Consider the following 17971-nt stretch of genomic DNA (forward strand, 5'->3'; position numbering starts at 1 on the left):
CTTTAGGTCAAAACGCTCAGTGGGGGGAAGAAGGGGCCATCAGCTTGAAGCTGGCGATGCGTCCCGCCAGATCCCGGGCTAGGGCATCCAGTTCGGCACTGTGTTGTTGCAGGGTATGGGAGTGCTGGCGATGGGCCTCATACACGTCACGGATGGTCATCACGTTTTGCTGGATGTCGTCGGTCACGTAACGCTGCTCCTCGGTGGCGGTGGCCACCTGGGCCGTCATGTCGCTCACCTTGCGCACCTCGTTGACGATGTCGGTCAGCTCGCTCCCCGCCCGTTTGGCCTCCGTCACGCTAAGGCCGGCCTGTTCGGTGCCCGTGTGCATGGCAGCCACCGCCTCGTTGGCCCCCTGGCGCAAGCGGCCCAGCATCCGCTCTATGTCATCCGCCGCCTGCTGGGTACGGGAGGCAAGCGCTCTCACCTCGTCGGCCACCACCGCAAAGCCGCGCCCGGATTCACCAGCACGGGCCGCCTCGATGGCGGCATTGAGGGCCAGCAGGTTGGTTCTGTCCGAGATCTGCTTGATGAGGCTCAAGGCCTCCCCCACCGACTCGGTATCCCGATGCAGGCTGTCCACCAGGTGCCGGGTATCCACCAGAGTGCCCGCCACCTGCTGGATGGTGTGGATGGTCTGATCCACCTCCTTGTCACCCTGCTTCGCCCGGCCGATGGCCTGCTGAGTCGCCTGGGAGGTCTGGGTTGCGTTGCGGGCAATCTCCGCGACAGTCGATGCCATCTCGGTGGCGGCAGTCGCCACCAGATCCACCTGCCCGCATCCCCTGACTACGCCGGCATTCACCTCGGCAATGACCTCGGCCGAGCTGGCGGCGCTGCGTATCAGCACGTCACAGGAGTGGCGCACAGCCAGCAGCAAACTCTCCAGGTGCCCGAGGAAATGGTTCAGATCCCGCGCCAGAGCCCCCAGCTCATCCCCGGATCGCCAGTCGACCCGCACGGTCAGGTCATTCTCCTGCACTAGGCGCTTGAAGGTCTGGTGCAGGGCCATGAAGCCCAGATGCAGATCCCGCACCACCCGCCAGCAGACGAAGGTGGTCAGGACGATGCACAGCAACACGCCAGCCGCCCCCCACCAGAAGTCACTGGCACTCCCGCCCCGCATCTGTTCCACCCGCTCGAAGAGCTGCTGATAGAGGCTGTCTTCTATCTCCTTGAGCAGGCCTATCTTGTCGGTACTCAAAGCAAACCAGGCCTCCGCATCGACACCAAAACCGCCGCTGGCCGCCTTGTCCAGGGCCAGTTTCTCCATGGCGGCCACCTTGGCCACCACGGGTGAGGCGAAGCTGTCGTTCAGCAACTGACGCTGTGCTGGACTCGCCACCGCCTGGAAACGTTCGAGATAGGTGTTCTGGGCCGCCAGCAGGGAGATGAACTGCTGCAACAGCGCAGGCGTGAAGCTGTCACGGCCAAAGACGTTGCTGAGCGTCGCCCGCTCCAGCCCCGCACGCTCCTTGCTCTGCAGGAAGGCGGCGTAGGCATTGGTCTGCAGGGCGATGGTGGCATCCATGCTGTCGACGCTTATCTTGTCCACTACCGCCAGCAAGGCGGTCACGAGGCGGGTATAGAAGCCGACCTGTTCCGCCACCTCGACCCCCAGGGCGCTGACCCGCTCACGCATGGCGGTGAGTCCCGCCACTCCCTGCTGCACCTCGGTCAGCGCCAGCAAGGCAGGATCCTGATGAAAACGCTGCAACAGGCTGTCCACCACCTTGCGCTGGGCAGGCAGCGCATCGCGAAACTTGTTGCCGCCAGAGCCGAGGAAGCCGGCCGACATGCCGCGCTCCCGTTGCAGCTCATGGGCCAGCTGCGCCGCCTCCTTCACCACCGCCAGCGCGACCAGGGCGCCGCTCATCTCCTGTTCGACCCGATAACGTTCATAGACGTACCGGCCGGAGAAAAACAGCAGGGCCAACAGCGGCAGACAGACCACCAACATCATCTTGTGTGCCAATCCCAGCTTCTTCATCGTCCTCTCCCTCCATGGTTGACGTCGCCCATTATAAGCACAGGTGTTTCAAAATGGCCCTCTTGCCGTCCCATGGCGGCAGATAAGGGACAAGGGCACGCTTTTTTGCCATAATGCCGCCTCCTTTCACGCCGACCGAGATACCATGACCGACGCCGTTCACACCCTCAAGGGCCGTTTTCGCGGCTTTTACCCCGTCGTCATCGATGTTGAAACCGCCGGATTCAATGCCAAGACCGATGCCCTGCTGGAAATAGCCGCCCACACCCTCAAGATGGATGAGCAGGGCTGGCTCGTCCCTGACCAGATCTTCCATTTTCATGTCCAGCCCTTTGAGGGCGCCAATCTGGAGAAAGCGGCGCTGGAGTTCACCGGCATCGACCCCTTCAACCCGCTGCGGGGCGCGGTGGACGAGAAGGAAGCACTCACCGAGATCTTCAAGGGGGTGCGCAAGGGCATGAAGGAGCAGGATTGTGGTCGCGCCATCATAGTGGCCCACAACGCCACCTTCGACCACGGCTTCGTGATGGCCGCCGCCGAGCGGGCCGGCCTCAAGCGCAATCCGTTCCACCCCTTCGCCACCTTCGACACCGCCGCCCTCTCGGGCCTTGCCCTGGGGCAGACGGTGCTGGCCAAGGCCTGTCAGAGCGCCAATATCCCCTTTGACAACAAAGAGGCCCACTCGGCCCTCTACGACACCGAGCGCACCACAGAGCTCTTCTGCCACATCGTCAATCGCTGGAAGAGCCTGGGAGGCTGGCCTCTGGCCAACCCGGATGAAACGACGGACACCGAAGACGAGGGCTGAACACTCCCAGCCCCTGCCCAGACAGGCTGCCCATGGCAGCCTGTCTGCATGAGGGGACCTGTCTGGGCAAGGAAGAAGGGCCATTTTCCCGGTTCCCGTTCACCGCCAGCAGAAGATGCGTCCCTTGGCCGGGATCTGCCGATTTTTTTCTCGACATTTAGCCTGTTTTTCGCAAACTAGCTGGCTTTCACACGACTGACAGCAACACAATCCATAAGGAAATCAAATGAATCCTGTTGTTATCGCGGTGGCGCTGATGCTGGTGCTCAGCCTGCTGCGGATCAATGTGGTGGTCTCCCTCGCCATCGGTGCCATCGTGGGTGGCCTGCTCGGCGGACTCTCCCTCGAGCAGACCCTCAGCACCTTCACCGGCGGCCTGGGCGGCGGTGCAGAAATCGCCCTCTCCTACGCTATGCTGGGGGCTTTCGCGGTAGCCATCTCCCGCTCCGGCATCACCGATCTGCTGGCCCGCAAGGTCATCAACCAGCTCGGCAAGGATGCCAGCAGCGCCCGCATTCTCTGGGTCAAGAGCCTGCTGCTCACCTCGGTGCTCGCGGTCTCCATCTCCTCCCAGAACCTGATCCCGGTGCACATCGCCTTCATTCCCATCCTGATCCCGCCGCTGCTGCATGTCATGGCCCAGATGCAGATCGACCGCCGTCAGGTGGCCTGCGTCATCACCTTCGGCCTGACCGCTACCTACATGCTGCTGCCGGTGGGCTTTGGCGGCATCTTCCTGAACAACATCCTGGCCAAGAATCTCGTCGACAACGGCGTACCGGTGGAATTCAGCCAGTTGCCCCTGGCGATGGCCATCCCGGTATTTGGCATGTTCCTCGGCCTGCTCATCGCCGTCTTCTTCAGCTACCGCAAGCCGCGTCAGTATGATCTGGAGAAGATCCTGGCCGCCGAACCCGAGACGGTCGAGCTCAATCTCAACCACATCTGGGTCGCCCTGCTGGCCATCGCCGTGGCACTCGGTCTGCAACTGATGACCAACAGCATCGTGCTGGGGGCGCTCGCAGGCTTCATCATCTTCACCTGCGGCGGCGTCATCAAATTCCGCGAGAGCCAGGATGCCTTCACCCAGGGTGTGCGCATGATGTCCCTCATCGGCTTTATCATGATCTCGGCCGCAGGCTTCGCCGCCGTCATGAAGGAGACCCACGGGGTGGAGAGTCTGGTGCAGTCCGTCTCCACCATGATGGCCGGTCACAAGGGACTGGCGGCCTTGCTGATGCTGCTGGTGGGCCTGCTCATCACCATGGGGATCGGCTCCTCCTTCTCCACCGTGCCCATCATCGCCACCATCTATGTGCCCCTGTGCATCCACCTCGGCTTCTCGCCCATGGCGACCATCGCCCTGGTGGGCACCGCGGGCGCGCTGGGGGACGCGGGTTCCCCCGCCTCCGACTCGACGCTCGGCCCCACATCGGGCCTCAATGCCGACGGTCAGCACGACCACATCTGGGACAGCGTGGTGCCAACCTTCATCCACTACAACATCCCCCTGGTGATCTTCGGCTGGATTGCCGCCATGGTGCTCTGAGACCATCCCGAGCAGACAGACAAAAGGCGACCCCGGGGTCGCCTTTCTTGTCTTGCACATGCCTCAGATGGCCGGTTGCAGTCCCCGCCTGCCGGCCAGGGCACAGAGACAGGCCACCAGGGCCAACCCCATGCCGGCTGCTCCCACCCCGAGCCAGTGACCCTGTTGCCAGACCAGCATCCCCAGGCTGGAGCCGAGGGTTCCCCCCAGGAACATGCCGGTCATGAAGAGGGTATTGATGCGCCCCCTGGCCTCAGGTCTCAGACCATAGATGCGCTGCTGATGGGCGATGAGTGCGCTCTGCACTCCGAGATCCAGCAAGATGACCCCGCACGCCAGCCCGGCCAGAGAGAGCCACAGCTCGAAGCAGATCCAGGCAAGCACCACCAGCACGGCACCGGCCAATACCACTGGTCTGGCCCCCAACCGATCCGCCATCCGGCCTGCCAGAGGGGCCGCCACCACCCCAGCCACCCCGATGACGCCGAACAGACCCGCCATGTCGGCCCCCAACCCATAGGCAGGTTCGGCCAGGTAGAACGCCAGCACGGTCCAGAAGGCGCTGAAGGAGGCAAACAGCAAGGCCTGGGTCAGGGTCGCGCGGCGCAAGGCGGGCTCCTCGCGCCACAGACCGACCAGGGAGTGAAGCAGACGGCCATAACCGAGGGGAGAGCGCGGCAATCCGGACGGTATCATCCTGGCCATCAGCAGGGCCCCCGACAGGGCCAGGGGAATGGCCAGCCAGAACATGGCGCGCCAACTGCCATAGGCGGTGACCAGGCCGGCGACGGTGCGGCTGAGCAGTATCCCGGCCAGCAGGCCGCTCATCACGCTGCCGACCACGGCACCACGGCGGGCGGGATCTGCCAGGGTCGCCGCCACCGGAACTATCTGCTGGGCCGCCGTGGCCCCGATGCCGAGCAGAACGGATGCCAGCATCAAGGTGGTGGCACTCGTGGCCGTGGCCGCCAGCAGGGAAGCCAGCGCGATCAGTGCAAACTGCCCCGGAATGAGCCAGCGGCGCTCGACCACATCGCCAAGCGGCACCAGCAAAAGCAGACCCATGGCATAGCCGAGCTGGGTCAGCATGGCGATCAATGGCATGCCCGAGTGCCCGGGAAAGTCCTGTGCCATCACCGCCAGCATGGGCTGGTTGTAGTAGATGTTGGCAACTGCCAGGCCGCATGACAGGGCCATGGCGAAGAGCAGGGAGGGGCCGGGGGTTGCGGCCCCTCCGGCAGAAGGCGATGTACTCATGATCTTCTCCTCGTGTTAGAAGGGCTCCCGCCAGGATACGGGCCCCATGCGCACAGCCTACCCGGGGAGCGTCGCCACCAGTAGAGCGGTGGGGACCATAACAGTTATTCCGCTGGCGTATGCCCCACGCCGGGCAGGCCGGTCACGAATGCCAGAAAGGCGCTCGCCTTGGCACCAGGCTGGCGACCTGCCGGGAGCAGGGTCCAGAGCTCCTGCATGGGCAGTTGCCACTCGGGCAGCACCGCCACCACCTCGCCGCGGGCAAGCTCGGGAGCAAACATCCACTCCGAGGCGATACCGAGCCCCAGTCCTGCCAGCACGGCTGCGCGCATGCCTTCGGCCGCCGAGACCGTCAGCCTGCCTTCTCCGGAAACCACCTTCTCTTCGACGCCGCGGCGAAATCGCCACTGTTGCCCTACTCCGGGCCGTGGACTGTAAAGCACCAGATCATGCTGTTGCAGGGCCTGAGGGGTCTCAGGCTCTCCTTTGGCGGCCAGATAGGCCGGCGTCGCCAACACCCGCATGTCGCTTCGGGCGAGACAGCGAGCGACCAGCGACGAGTCGGCCTGTTTGCCGATCCGCAGAGCCACCTCGATGCCCGCCGAAATGAGATCCACATTGCCGTCATCCAGCAGGATCTCCAGATCCAGTCCCGGGTGAGCCGCCAGAAAACCGGCAAGATGGGGAATGATATGCAGGCGGGCGAAGGTGACGGGAGCGCTCACCCGCAGACGCCCGCTCAGGCCCGCCCGGCATTGCTGCACCATGGCATCGGCCTCGTGGACCTGGGCCAGGATCTCTCTCGCCCGCAGATAGTAGGCCTCTCCGGCCTCGGTGGGCGCCAGCCCCCGGGTCGAACGCAGCAACAGGCGGCTGCCAAGGTGCGCCTCAAGCTGGGCAATCAATCTGGAAACCGTGGGTTGCCCCATCCCCAGTCGGCGGGACACCGCCGAAAACGAGCCGGTCTCCACCGCCAGCACGAACACCTCCATCACCCCCAAGCGATCCATTTATGGCTCCTCTGCCCTGTGGCACTGTTCGTGGCACAAGGTAGCACCGGGCATGCCCTCTCGCACCCTCGTTCTGGCAGGAGGCACAATAAAGCCACGTCATGGGCGGTCCTGCCATGGGAGAAAGGTGTCGGGATGAAATATCAACCAGGAACAATCGAACAGAGGGACTCGAAGACAAGGCTACAGGAGCTCGATTGCCCCAAGGCTAGCCCAGTGCCACTTCCTGAATGGCGGCGCTGTGGGCGAAATAGCGGTGACAGAACTGCATGAACTCCGGCAGCGGCAAGGGACGCGAGTAGAAATAACCCTGGATCTCATCCACCCCTATGGTGAGCACCGCCTTGAGCTCATCGCTGTTTTCCACCCCTTCTGCCACGACACGCACCCCCAACTGATGAGAGAGGGTGGTGATGGTCTCGACGAAGAGCGCCTGCCGGGTGTCACTGTCGATCGCGGTGATAAAGGATCTGTCTATCTTGAGCTTGTCGAAATAGAGTTCACGCAGGTAAGAGAACGAGGACCAGCCGGTCCCGAAGTCATCGAGGGCCACCCGCACCCCAATCTGGCGCAGGGAGTGAATGATCTGCTTGCTCAGGGCGATGTCATCAAGGGCGATGGTTTCGGTCAGCTCCACTATCAACTGGTGCAGCCCCAACGGTCCATCTTCCATCTTCTCTTCAATCTCCCTGGCCAACCCCATGTTGAACATGGAGTTGGAGAGGTTGATGGAGATCTCGAGCGGTTCTAGTACCTCCTTCGGGAAGCCGGACAGGTCGATCTGCATGCGCCGGATGATCCAGCCCCCCAGCGCCTCACCCAACCCGTTCTCTTCTGCCAGCGAGATGATGTCGAGGGGGGCAATAAAGCCATATTCCGGATGATGCCAGCGGATCAGCGCCTCCGCCCCCAGCCTCACTACACTCTGGCCGCGCACGATGGGCTGATAGTAAAGGGCCAGTTGCGGGCATTGCGGGCAGTGGATAAGCTCCCGCAGCTCGGTCGACAGCCGGCGTTTGCGCTGATAGTGCTGATACATGCTGCTGGAGAAGAGCACATTGCGATTCAGCCGTTTGCGCTTGGCGCTGTCGAGGGCGATATCGGCAAACAACAGCATCTCTTCCGGTGAATGATCCGGTTTCACGTACTGGCTGGTGCCCATGAAGACCCGCACCCGGTGCGCCGGATCGGCAGCAAACACCAGATCCGCCAGCTCGCTGCGCAGTTGCTCCAGAAACGGGAAGCGCAGATAGGTGGGCATGGTGCCGGTGATGATGAGGGTGAACTCGTCACTGCCGGTACGGGCAACGAAGATCCCCTGGCCAGAGGCGGCCTTGATCCGCGCCGCAAGCCGTTTGAGCAAGGCGTCCCCCACTTCGTAACCCAGACTGTCATTGACCTCCCTGAAATGCCCCAGATCCATGAGGCAGACGGTGATGCTGCTGCGCCGACCGGGATGGCTGGTCCACTGCTGGAGGTGCTTGATGAGCGCCGCCCGGTTAGGGAGACGGGTGAGAGGGTCGTTCCACGCCAGAAAATGCTGGCGACGCACTTCGCGAAACAGCACCATCAACATCACCATGGTCGCCAACATCAGAAATCCCAGGATGAAGAAGTTCTGGGTTTTCGACTCGTTGAGCAGCTCGCGCTGGGCGATGGCAGAAGGCCCGGTGAAGTTTTTCACCATCACGTCCCGCACCCCGCGCATCTCGTCATCGAGCGCGGCCGTGAACATCTTGAGTGCAGGGGAATTCGGCTCCCCTTGCACCACATCCTGCTCATAGCGTTCGAAGAGAGCGAGGATCTTGCCGACCGCCTTGTCCGCACCGAATCGGGCCCTGACCGACTTTGCCTCCTCCCCGTGCAGGAAGACATCGAGCCGGTTCCAGGCAATGTCAAAGCGCTTGTTCATCTCCTCCCGGCTGGCGGCACCGGCACGATAGAGCTGCAAGCCCTCCTCGAAGGCGTGGATCTCCAGCTCGAGCTGGGCCAGTGCCCAGGCGGAGAGCTGGGTGTAGCGCGTCACCGCATTGAACGCGCGGTCATAGTTCCAGACCGACCAGAGGGTCACCCCCAAAAAGGTGGTCACCATCAGGATCAGGCTCAAGAACTTGCCGCGCAGCATCTTATTTGCTCTCCAGCGCCGTCAGCTGCCACACCATCCGGCTGTGATAGAGCTCCTTGTTGAGTTCGGGATGGTCGGTGAGGGGATAAATGACCCAGAGCGGCCCCTTGTTGCGCAGGGTCAGAGCCTTGCCATCCTGCTTCTCGGCCACCAGCACCGGGTACTTCTCCCCGTCTTCCAGCGGCAGTGCGGCCCAGTATTCATTGACCGCGAGGGCCTTGACCTCCTGGCTCTTGAGACCGTAGATCCTGACCAGGTCCCGCAGCAACACCCCGCGATAGAGGTGCTCCCCCTCGGTCCAGGGCGTCCCCGTCTTAACTTCCGTCTGCGGCAAGGCCTCAAACTCGGTACGGGTCAGCACCACCTCCCCCTTGCCATTGCAGCACCCCGCCCCCGCAATTCTGAAGAAGGGCTCCTCCGCCAACACCATACCCGACACGAGCCATCCAGATATCAGCAACACCTTGCCAAGCCACTTGCCCATCACGCACCTCCCTGTCATACGGTTTATTTATTCATCTCACTCTGCTGACTCATATGCAAACAACAGAATGCACCTTCAGACCAAAGTCGCAGTCGTTTGCAACCAGCAACTATCTCTGCGCCTTCCAAAAGTACCCAATCGCTTCCCAAAGAATGACACCAGGCGCCACCCCCAGGCAAATGGATTGCACCATTTTTCTTTCACTGGCTCCTCATCAAACCGGGTGCCCGCCACGGCCGGAGAAAGGTGACAGTCTTCGCTACGCATCTGAAAAACAGACACAAAAAAGGCCGCTCCATGGAGCGGCCTTCTCATCAGTGCAGTCAGGGTTTAGCTGTCGCGGCGCTTGTTGCCACCGAATTTGCGACCCTTGTCGAAACCGCCTTCACGGCGATCCTTGTTGAAGGGACGGTCACCCTGGGGACGGCGATCCTTGTTGAAAGGACGGTCGCCACGGAACGGACGATCACCACGGGGCGGACGGGGAGCAGTGTTGCCGCCGGCCGGCACTTCGGTGTAACGGGTGATCTGCAGCGGACGCTGACAGACACGGGCCTTCTTGATCACTTCCAGCACCTCGGCGCTCATGCCCTTGGGCAGATCGACGGTGGAGAAGTCATCGGCGATGTCGATGTTGCCGATGAAGCGGCTCTCGATGTTCGCTTCGTTGGCGATGGCACCCACGATCTGGCCCGGCTTGACGCCGTGATGGGCGCCCACGTCGACACGGTAACGCTCCATCTCCACGTCCGGGTTGTCTTTCAGCGGACGCGGTTCGAGGGACGGCATGCGACGGGCCGGACGATCGCCACGGTCACCGAAGTCACGACCGCCACGATCGTTGAACTCACGACGCTCGAAGCCACCGCGATCGTTGCCAGCGTTGAACACCGGATCCGGAATGGAGTCATCCAGCAGCAGCGGTTGGTCGCCCTGTACCAGCTTGGCCAGTGCAGCAGCCAGCTCCAGCGGATCGGCAGAATCTTCTTCGATCAGCTCGTTCACCAGGTTGTGGTAGATCTCGAGCTCTTCACCCATCATGGTTTCGCGGATGCGCTCCTTGAACTTGGCCAGACGGTGCTGGTTGATGTCCTCGGTGCTCGGCATCTTCATCGGTTCGATGGCCTGACGGGTAGCGTGCTCGATGGCACGCAGCATGCGACGCTCGCGCGGCGCCACGAACAGGATGGCTTCACCCTTGCGACCGGCACGGCCGGTACGGCCGATACGGTGAACATAGGATTCGGTGTCGTAGGGAATGTCGTAGTTCACTACGTGGGTGATGCGCTCAACGTCCAGACCGCGGGCGACCACGTCGGTGGCGATCAGAATGTCCAGCTGGCCTTGACGCAGCTTGTCAACGGTACGCTCACGCAGCTTCTGCGGGATGTCACCGTGCAGCGCTTCACAGGCGTGACCACGGGCAGCCAGCTTGCCTGCCAGCTCTTCGGCGGCGTTCTTGGTACGCACGAACACCAGCAGGGCTTCGTAGGATTCCACTTCCAGCAGACGGGTCATGGCGTCCAGCTTGTGCAGACCGGTCACCTGCCAGTAACGCTGACGAATGGTGGTGGCGGTCGCGGTCTTGGAGGCGATCTTGATCTCTTTGGGCTGCTTCAGGTGCTTCTGGGCAACACGACGGATCTGCTCCGGCATGGTGGCAGAGAACAGGGCAACCTGACGACCGGCCGGGCACTGATCCATGATCCAGTCCACGTCGTCGATGAAGCCCATGCGCAGCATTTCATCCGCTTCGTCCAGCACCAGGGCTTTCAGACCGGAGAGGTCCAGGTTCTTGCGACGGATCAGGTCCATCACGCGGCCCGGGGTACCCACGACAACCTGAGCACCACGGCGCAGAGCGCGGGTCTGGGTTTCGTAGGAAGCGCCGCCGTAGATGGGCAGCACGTGGAAATCGGGCATGTGGTGGGCATAGCGTTGGCACGCCTCTGCCACCTGCAGGGCCAGCTCGCGGGTCGGGGCCAGCACCAGGATCTGAGTGTTGCGGTTACCAGCTTCCAGACGAGACAACAGAGGCAAGGCAAAAGCAGCGGTCTTCCCTGTACCGGTTTGTGCCTGCCCCAGCAGATCGTGTCCCGCCATCAGGTGGGGAATTGCTGCGGCCTGGATGGGAGACGGGCGCTCATAGCCCACGTCCTGCAGCGCTTTCAATACGGGCGCGGCCAGTCCAAGCTCACTAAAAAGGGGCAGTTGTTCGGTATCAGACATAGATTCTTCCAGATTAAGGCAGGCGGCTAACACCGCGGAATAGCAAAAAGGCGGCGATTATAGCGCCACTTTGTTCTGCTGTCTTGAAAAATGTGATAGGTGTCTCAAGACGTTGGCAATTATAGAGGGATCTCGTGACTATGGCTTGCTTATTTTTCACTCATGATGCGTTATTGCGGATCACGCTTCGCCAGAGTCCTTGTCCCGCTTGTGCTTGAGCACCGCCATGGTCAATCGGCTGGTGCACAATAAACGACCACGTTCATCGCGAATCTCGATCTGCCACACCTGAGTCGTCGCCCCCAGATGCAGCGGCGCGCAGCGCCCCGTCACCACCCCTTCCCGCTTGGCCCGTAGGTGGTTGGCATTGACCTCCAGCCCCACGCAGTAGCTCTCCGCTCCCACCGCCATGTTGGCCGCAAGCGATCCCAGCGTTTCCGCCAGCACCACGGAGGCGCCGCCGTGCAGCATCCCGAGCGGTTGATGGGTACGGTGATCCACCGGCATGGTGGCCTCCAGCCAGTCGGGGCCAAAGGCGCTGTAGACGATGTCGAGGTGGGCCATCAGGGTGTTGCGGGAGCTGGCGTTGAGCCCCTCCAGGCTCATGGGTTTGCGCCAGATGGGGCTGCTTTCTTGACTCATGGTGAGCGGACTCCTTGCGTGATCAACGGGTTATCGCTGCGCTGTAGCGGCAAACCAGCAGTGTCGGCGAAAAAGGCGCAAAAAAAAAGATGCCCACGCCGGGGCATCTTGCATCGAGATTGACCCTCACCAGGGATAGGTCACCCCTGGCCACTCGGCCCAGGGGCCGTCCCGCCCCGGCAGGCGCGGCTCGGACCAGCGCCATACCTTGCCGAGCCAGGTGCGCAGTTCGGCTTCGAGTTCGCTGTCAGTGAGCGGCGCCTCGGCCACCTTCCAGAAGAAGAGCTCCACCTGCACCTCCGGCAGCACAGACGGATAGAGGTAAACCCCGCCCCAGAAGCGGGGCTCCCTGTCCGGGCTCCAGAGGCCATAGGCAAAGGAGCGCTTGGCCAGAAACTCGGCGTGCTGCCACTCCAAGTCGGCCTCGTGCTGACTCAGGCTGAAATTGGCGGAGGGCCACACATCGTTCGGGCGAAACAGCTGATGGAGCTGATCCCGCTCGCGCAGGATGGCGACAAACTCCACCACGGCCTGGGACGGCGTGGTGGGGAGCAACAGAAAATGCGGGTGCCGAAAGGCCTTTGGCACCCGGAATCCCTTGGGAAAGTGGAGCATCAGAGCAGTTCCAGCAAGGCCTGCAGCGGGTGCTTGAGCTTCTCCCCCTCCATCCGCTTGACCTGGCTGCGGCACGAATATCCGGTGGCCAGGCAGCGAGCCTTGGGCAGGCGTTCAAGAGGCTCGGCCCAGCTCAGACCGTAGATCCCCTTGGAGTTCTCCACCTGTTTGGCGTCGTGACCATAGGTGCCCGCCATGCCGCAGCAACCCACCGACACCGGCTGCAAACGCGCACCGAAGCGGCCGAACAGGGTGCTCCAGTCACCGTGGGTGGTGGGCTTGGCGGTCTTCTCGGTGCAGTGGGCAAACAGATACCAGGGGTCGGTGCCAGCCTCTTCCCGCAGCGGCAGCGCCTCGGCAGGCAGGGAGAGCAGCCACTCCTGGGGCAGCAGCACCTGGAAATCGCCGCGGGCGGGGCCGAGCGCCTTCACGTACTCGTCCCGGTAGCAGAGCACCAGAGAGGGGTCGACCCCCACCATGGGGATGCCGAGGGCCGCCACCTTGTTGAGGAACTGGGCGCTGCTGGCAGCAGTGCGGGCGAAGGCGCGCAGGAATCCCTTCACGTGCTGAGGCTTGCCGTTGGGTTTGAACGGCAGCAGGTAGGGCTGATAGCCCAGCTTGCTGGCCAGCTTCACTAGGTCACGCACCACGGGGGCGTCGTAGTAGCTGGTGAAGGGATCCTGCACGATGAGCACCACTTTTTGGCGCTGCTCGGGGCTCATGGCCTCGAGGCCCGGCAGATCGAAATAGCGGGCGCGGTGATCCCGCAGCTCCTCGGCCAGGGTCGGCACGGAGAGCAGCGGCACATCCACCATGCCGATGCTCTTCTCGGTCGCCTTCTGGGCCCACTCTTTTTCGAGGAAGAAGTTGACCAGCTTGGGGGCCTTGGCCAGCAGGGGCGCATAGCTTTCTACCGTGCCCACGAAATAATCCTTGGGGCCGCGCAGATATCGGCTGTGATAGAGCTGCATGAAGCGGGCGCGGAAGGTGGGCACATCCACCTTGATGGGGCACTGGCTGGTGCATGCCTTGCACGCAAGGCACCCCTCCATCGCCTCCATCACCTCATGGGAGAAGTCATACTCGCCCCGGGCGCGGGCCACCGTATTGCGGAACTTGTCGACGATCTGCTTGAAGCGTAGACCCCCGCTTTGCAGCGCCACCTCTTCGGCAAGGGGATCGAAGCCCTGCTCCGACAACTGGCGCAGCCATTCACGCATCAGGCCAGCCCGCCCCTTGGGGGAGTGACGGCGGTCGCGGCTGATCTTGACCGAGGGGCACATGGGGGAGTCGGTCTCGAAGGTGAAACACAGACCGTTGCCGTTGCAATCCAGCGCCCGTGTATAGCTCTCGCGCACGGCAATCGGGATCTGGCGGTCGAACTTGCCGCGCTTGGGCCCGTCCACCGAGACAAGCGAAGCGCCGCTGCCATAAGGCATGCAGATCTTGCCCGGGTTGATGCGGTTGGCCGGGTCGAACGCCCCCTTGACCCGTTGCAGCTCTTCCCACAGCTCGCCGAAGAAGGCGGGGCTGTATTCGGAGCGAAAGCCCTTGCCGTGCTCCCCCCACATCAGGCCGCCGTATTTGGCGGTGAGCGCCACCACCTGATCGGAGATGCGCCGCAGCAGCACCTCCTGCTCGGGATCGCACAAGTCCAGCGCCGGGCGCACGTGCAGCACCCCGGCATCGACGTGGCCGAACATGCCGTAGTCAAGGCCGTGAGCGTCCAGCAGGGCGCGAAACTCCATGATGAAGTCCGCCAGGGATTCCGGCGGCACGGCGGTGTCTTCGGTGAAGGCCACCGGCTTCTTGCGCCCCTCGGCGTTGCCGAGCAGCCCCACCGACTTCTTGCGCATGCCATAGATGGTCTCGATGCTCGGCAGGTGGTCGCACACCTGATAGCCAATGACCCCGGCTTCACCACGCGCCAGCAGGCCGTCGATGCGCCGGCACAGCTCCGCCACCTTGGCCTTGTGCGCATCCTCGTCGGTGTCGGCAAACTCGACGATGTTGAGCCCCTGCAGATCCTTGCCGGGCACATCCTGGATGAGATCCTTCACCGAGTGCCAGATGATGTCGGCGCGAGCCAGTCCCAGCACCCGGGAGTCCACCGTCTCCACCGACAGGGCGTGGGCCTGTACCATAAAGGGGGCGTTTCTGAGCGCGGAGGGGAAGCTGTCGTACTTGACGTTGACGAGCGTGCGGTAGCGCGGGATGGGGGTGATGTTGAGCCTGGCTTCGGTGATAAAACCCAAGGAGCCTTCCGAGCCGCACAGCACCCGGCTCACATCCAGAGTGTCGGTATCGGGCTGATAGAGGTGCTTGAGATCGTAACCGGTCAGAAAGCGGTTGAGCTTGGGGAAGGTGGCCTCGATGTCGGCGCGCCGCTCGCGGCCGATGCGATAGAGGGTGCGATAGATCTCCCCCTCCCGGTTCTCGAGGGCCAGCTTGTCCGCCAGACGCTGACCGGTCACCGGCTCGGTCGCCATGAGATCGCCGTTTTCCAGCACGGCCTTGAGGCCGAGCACATGATCCGAGGTCTTGCCGTACACCAGCGACCCCTGCCCCGAGGCATCGGTGTTGACCATGCCTCCCAGGGTGGCCCGGTTGGAGGTGGAGAGATCCGGCGAGAAGAAGTAGCCGTGGGGCTTCAAATAGGCGTTGAGCTGGTCTTTGACCACCCCGGCCTGGGCCCGCACCCAGCCCTCTTCCAGATTAATTTCCATGATCTGGTTCATATGGCGCGAGAGATCGACGATAATGCCGCCGCCCAAGGATTGGCCATTGGTGCCGGTACCGCCGCCGCGAGGGAAGAAACTCAAGGTTGCGTACTCGGGCCCCTGGGCCAGCTTGAGCATCACCGCTATGTCATCCGCGCTGCGCGGATAGAGAACCGCCTGAGGTACGACCTGATAGACGCTGTTATCCGTCGCCATCGCCAACCGGCTTGCATAAGACTTTTCGATATCACCACGAAATGCTGATCGCGCCAGCAACTCAAGAAACTGCAGGGTTGTAGGTGACAAACTGTCCTGGTAATCGAGTCTCGGGATCATGAATCCTTGTTCCCATCCTTTGCTTGATGCCGGCATTCCGGCGACAACGACCGTTCGGGCCTGCCTCTTTGCGGGTGTCCGAACCAGTCCGCTCACATGTGAGCGGGCAGTATATCAGCTAGAAAACCGCTTGCGCGCGCAATCTTCACCATTTGAAAGGAGGACTTTTATGGCTCACTACAGCCATGTTATCAGTACGCTTATTCGCACCGAAAAACAGGCGCTGACCCTGTCGCTGTTTGGTTGCATCACCTTTGCCATTTTCGGGATCGGCTATGGTCTGTTCGTCGGTTCCAACGCCATCATGCTGGACGGCATCTTCACCCTGTTCAGCATGGGCATGACGGGCCTTGGGCTCATCACCGCCTACCTGGTTACCCGCCCCTCCGACGCCCGTTTCCAATACGGCTACGCCCATTTCGAACCCATCGCCAACGTCATCAACGGCGCCATCATTCTGCTGCTCTGCCTCGGTGCCCTCTATGGCGGCATCACCTCCCTGCTGGCGGGCGGACGGGAGATCGATCTCGGCCACGCCCTCATCTATGCCGTCGTCTCCACCTTCTTCTGCAGCATCCTCTATCTCATCGAGGCCGACGTGGCCGAGCGGGTCAACTCCGAGCTGGTGCGGGTGGACTCCAAGGAGTGGCTGGTGGATACCCTGCTCAGCGCCACCCTGCTCATCGGCTTTCTGGTCGCCATCGGGCTCGATACCCTGGGTTACGGCCACTACAACCGCTACATAGACCCCATGCTGGTCTCCCTGCTGGCCCTGTGCGCCACCCTCATTCCCATCAAGGTGCTCGGTCGCAACCTGCGGGAGGTGCTGAAGATCGCCCCCAAGGGAGAGGTCAAGCAGCGAGTCGAACACGAGATCGAGGCCCTGCGCCAGCGCCATGGCATCGAATGCTACAGCCACCTGGCGAAAAGCGGCCGCCGCTTCGATCTCGAGCTCAACATCCTGGTGGCCCCCGGCCAGGAGTGGCCCGTCGAGCGCCAGGATGCCCTGCGCCAGGAGCTCTGGTCCCGCCTCGGCGACACCCTGGGAGACGCCTGGCTGTCGGTCTGCTTCACCCGCGAGAAACGCTGGCTCTGATCCGGCGCTCGTCATTGCGCTGCAACGCGGGGCCCAGTCGCCCCGCGTCATGACTCCCGGCGCAACCGCCGCCAAGTTCCCTCCTCTGTCGAGGCCCCATCCTGCTTACCCCCTCACTCCTCGCGCCTTCCCCCTGTCCCGTTCAACCCGTCAGGAGAAAACGTTTACCACCCCTTCCGGATCAATATTCACTTTCATCCCAGGGAAAAATAATAAAAATTCGTTGCTAAAATAAAGTACCGCCGCTATTTATTCCGATCAGGGATGAAGGCTATTTCCTGCCTGGCAATGGAATTGTTGTTAACCGGAAAAATAAAATAATAAATCTCGTATCATTAAACAGTTGAGGTAATGTCCATGAAGAAAGTACTGATCGCTGCCATAACCCTGGCCATGGCGGGTGCGGCGAGCGCCGCCATTCCCCAGTTGAATTATGAGTGCCCGGGTCAAATCCAGATGCACAGCGATGAAGGTGGCCCCGTCTATATCAATGGCAAGGAGGCCAAACTCAAGAAGTACAGCGAGGAGTTCTACGAGGCCAAGGGCGCCGGCGTCACCCTCTCCATCAGCAACACCGGGGGCCAGTACGATGTCTCCTACACCAGCAAGAAAGGCTCGGGTACCTGCCAGCCAGGCTCCTCTGCGGCCCCTGCTGCAGCCACTGCCTCAGCCCCTGCCCACAAGGGCAGCCTCGCCGAGAAAGCCTGCCTGCAAGCGGTCTCCGCCAAGACCAAGGTGGCCCAGAGCAAGTTGCAGGTGACCGATGTGATGGACTCCGAGGCAGGGGTGGGCGTGACCATCAAGGTGCCGGGTGCCGATGCCCCCTGGTCCTGTCTAAGCGACAAGAAGGGGCATGTTCAGGGCGCGGCCTATACCGGCAATTGACCTGACGACCAGGGTTAACGTCCCCTGAAACAACCCGTGTGAGCGCAAACGAGGAGGCCTGGGCCTCCTTGCTTTTTATACGCTGAATATATGATTAATGTGAATTAGTTGGTGGCGAACAAGTTAAATTTAGAATAATAACTCCATATCAAACACCATAACCCCCTCTATTCCTTCTTTCTCCCATGACACAGCCGCAATATTTCCCCCTGAAACAAATTATTA

General features: G+C 62.1%; 13 protein-coding genes. 4 read left to right on the forward strand and 9 right to left on the reverse strand.

The genetic code is table 11. The annotated features are described in order from the left end of the window. Nucleotides 1-16: 16 nt before the first annotated feature. A complete protein-coding gene (locus AB5Y70_RS01580; protein WP_010675097.1) occupies nt 17-1990 on the reverse strand; it encodes a methyl-accepting chemotaxis protein in 1974 nt (657 codons plus the stop codon). Nucleotides 1991-2135: 145 nt separating this feature from the next. Between AB5Y70_RS01580 and rnt the strand changes: the two genes are divergently transcribed. Both rnt and AB5Y70_RS01590 read left to right on the forward strand, forming a co-directional pair. Beyond that, nucleotides 2136-2798: a ribonuclease T gene (gene rnt, locus AB5Y70_RS01585; protein WP_010675098.1), complete on the forward strand. Its 663-nt coding sequence runs from the start codon at nt 2136-2138 to the stop codon at nt 2796-2798. Between the two features lie 226 nt (nt 2799-3024). Then, nucleotides 3025-4347 carry a Na+/H+ antiporter family protein gene (locus AB5Y70_RS01590; RefSeq protein ID WP_010675099.1) on the forward strand — a complete coding sequence of 441 codons (1323 nt, stop codon included), beginning with the start codon at nt 3025-3027 and terminating at the stop codon, nt 4345-4347. Nucleotides 4348-4410: 63 nt separating this feature from the next. On the opposite strand, the gene AB5Y70_RS01595 is transcribed toward AB5Y70_RS01590, so the two are convergent. The 8 genes from AB5Y70_RS01595 to AB5Y70_RS01630 form a co-directional block, all read right to left on the reverse strand. Continuing rightward, complete coding sequence (locus AB5Y70_RS01595) at nt 4411-5604, reverse strand: MFS transporter (protein ID WP_010675100.1); 1194 nt, start codon at nt 5602-5604, stop codon at nt 4411-4413. 104 nt (nt 5605-5708) lie between these two features. Then, the gene (locus AB5Y70_RS01600) at nt 5709-6614 is read right to left on the reverse strand and encodes a LysR family transcriptional regulator (RefSeq protein ID WP_010675101.1); all 906 of its coding nucleotides are present in this window, start codon (nt 6612-6614) and stop codon (nt 5709-5711) included. Between the two features lie 208 nt (nt 6615-6822). Continuing rightward, nucleotides 6823-8739: a bifunctional diguanylate cyclase/phosphodiesterase gene (locus AB5Y70_RS01605; protein WP_010675102.1), complete on the reverse strand. Its 1917-nt coding sequence runs from the start codon at nt 8737-8739 to the stop codon at nt 6823-6825. 1 nt (nt 8740) lies between these two features. Then, nucleotides 8741-9223 (reverse strand): molybdopterin-binding oxidoreductase, encoded by a 483-nt coding sequence (locus AB5Y70_RS01610; RefSeq protein ID WP_010675103.1) that lies wholly within the window; start codon nt 9221-9223, stop codon nt 8741-8743. A gap of 330 nt (nt 9224-9553) precedes the next feature. Further along, complete coding sequence (locus AB5Y70_RS01615) at nt 9554-11452, reverse strand: DEAD/DEAH box helicase (RefSeq protein ID WP_029314717.1); 1899 nt, start codon at nt 11450-11452, stop codon at nt 9554-9556. 180 nt (nt 11453-11632) lie between these two features. Beyond that, a complete protein-coding gene (locus tag AB5Y70_RS01620; protein WP_010675105.1) occupies nt 11633-12094 on the reverse strand; it encodes a hotdog fold thioesterase in 462 nt (153 codons plus the stop codon). A 126-nt stretch (nt 12095-12220) separates the two neighbouring features. Further along, on the reverse strand, nt 12221-12709 hold the full coding sequence (locus tag AB5Y70_RS01625) for a hypothetical protein (RefSeq protein WP_010675106.1): 489 nt from the start codon (nt 12707-12709) through the stop codon (nt 12221-12223). Next, on the reverse strand, nt 12709-15765 hold the full coding sequence (locus AB5Y70_RS01630; protein ID WP_010675107.1) for an FAD-binding and (Fe-S)-binding domain-containing protein: 3057 nt from the start codon (nt 15763-15765) through the stop codon (nt 12709-12711). The genes AB5Y70_RS01625 and AB5Y70_RS01630 overlap by 1 nt, the downstream gene beginning before the upstream one ends. A gap of 169 nt (nt 15766-15934) precedes the next feature. On the opposite strand from AB5Y70_RS01630, the gene AB5Y70_RS01635 reads away from it, so the two are divergent. Beyond that, on the forward strand, nt 15935-16861 hold the full coding sequence (locus AB5Y70_RS01635; protein ID WP_010675108.1) for a cation diffusion facilitator family transporter: 927 nt from the start codon (nt 15935-15937) through the stop codon (nt 16859-16861). A 357-nt stretch (nt 16862-17218) separates the two neighbouring features. Beyond that, nucleotides 17219-17746, forward strand: coding sequence for a hypothetical protein (locus AB5Y70_RS01640; protein WP_041201638.1), 528 nt, complete (start codon nt 17219-17221; stop codon nt 17744-17746). The last annotated feature ends 225 nt before the right edge of the window (nt 17747-17971 follow it).

Origin of the sequence: Aeromonas sp. s1(2024), from assembly GCF_040908005.1 — a bacterium.
Lineage (GTDB): Bacteria > Pseudomonadota > Gammaproteobacteria > Enterobacterales > Aeromonadaceae > Aeromonas > Aeromonas caviae.

What these genes read in the sequence shown, in the direction of transcription:
- AB5Y70_RS01605 (WP_010675102.1), bottom strand. Translation starts at nt 8,739, where the DNA reads ATGCTGCGCGGCAAGTTCTTGAGCCTGATCCTGATGGTGACCACCTTT.
- AB5Y70_RS01615 (WP_029314717.1), bottom strand. Translation starts at nt 11,452, where the DNA reads ATGTCTGATACCGAACAACTGCCCCTTTTTAGTGAGCTTGGACTGGCC.
- AB5Y70_RS01610 (WP_010675103.1), bottom strand. Translation starts at nt 9,223, where the DNA reads ATGGGCAAGTGGCTTGGCAAGGTGTTGCTGATATCTGGATGGCTCGTG.
- AB5Y70_RS01625 (WP_010675106.1), bottom strand. Translation starts at nt 12,709, where the DNA reads ATGCTCCACTTTCCCAAGGGATTCCGGGTGCCAAAGGCCTTTCGGCAC.
- AB5Y70_RS01635 (WP_010675108.1), top strand. Translation starts at nt 15,935, where the DNA reads ATGGCTCACTACAGCCATGTTATCAGTACGCTTATTCGCACCGAAAAA.
- AB5Y70_RS01590 (WP_010675099.1), top strand. Translation starts at nt 3,025, where the DNA reads ATGAATCCTGTTGTTATCGCGGTGGCGCTGATGCTGGTGCTCAGCCTG.
- rnt (WP_010675098.1), top strand. Translation starts at nt 2,136, where the DNA reads ATGACCGACGCCGTTCACACCCTCAAGGGCCGTTTTCGCGGCTTTTAC.
- AB5Y70_RS01580 (WP_010675097.1), bottom strand. Translation starts at nt 1,990, where the DNA reads ATGAAGAAGCTGGGATTGGCACACAAGATGATGTTGGTGGTCTGTCTG.
- AB5Y70_RS01620 (WP_010675105.1), bottom strand. Translation starts at nt 12,094, where the DNA reads ATGAGTCAAGAAAGCAGCCCCATCTGGCGCAAACCCATGAGCCTGGAG.
- AB5Y70_RS01640 (WP_041201638.1), top strand. Translation starts at nt 17,219, where the DNA reads ATGAAGAAAGTACTGATCGCTGCCATAACCCTGGCCATGGCGGGTGCG.
- AB5Y70_RS01630 (WP_010675107.1), bottom strand. Translation starts at nt 15,765, where the DNA reads ATGATCCCGAGACTCGATTACCAGGACAGTTTGTCACCTACAACCCTG.
- AB5Y70_RS01600 (WP_010675101.1), bottom strand. Translation starts at nt 6,614, where the DNA reads ATGGATCGCTTGGGGGTGATGGAGGTGTTCGTGCTGGCGGTGGAGACC.
- AB5Y70_RS01595 (WP_010675100.1), bottom strand. Translation starts at nt 5,604, where the DNA reads ATGAGTACATCGCCTTCTGCCGGAGGGGCCGCAACCCCCGGCCCCTCC.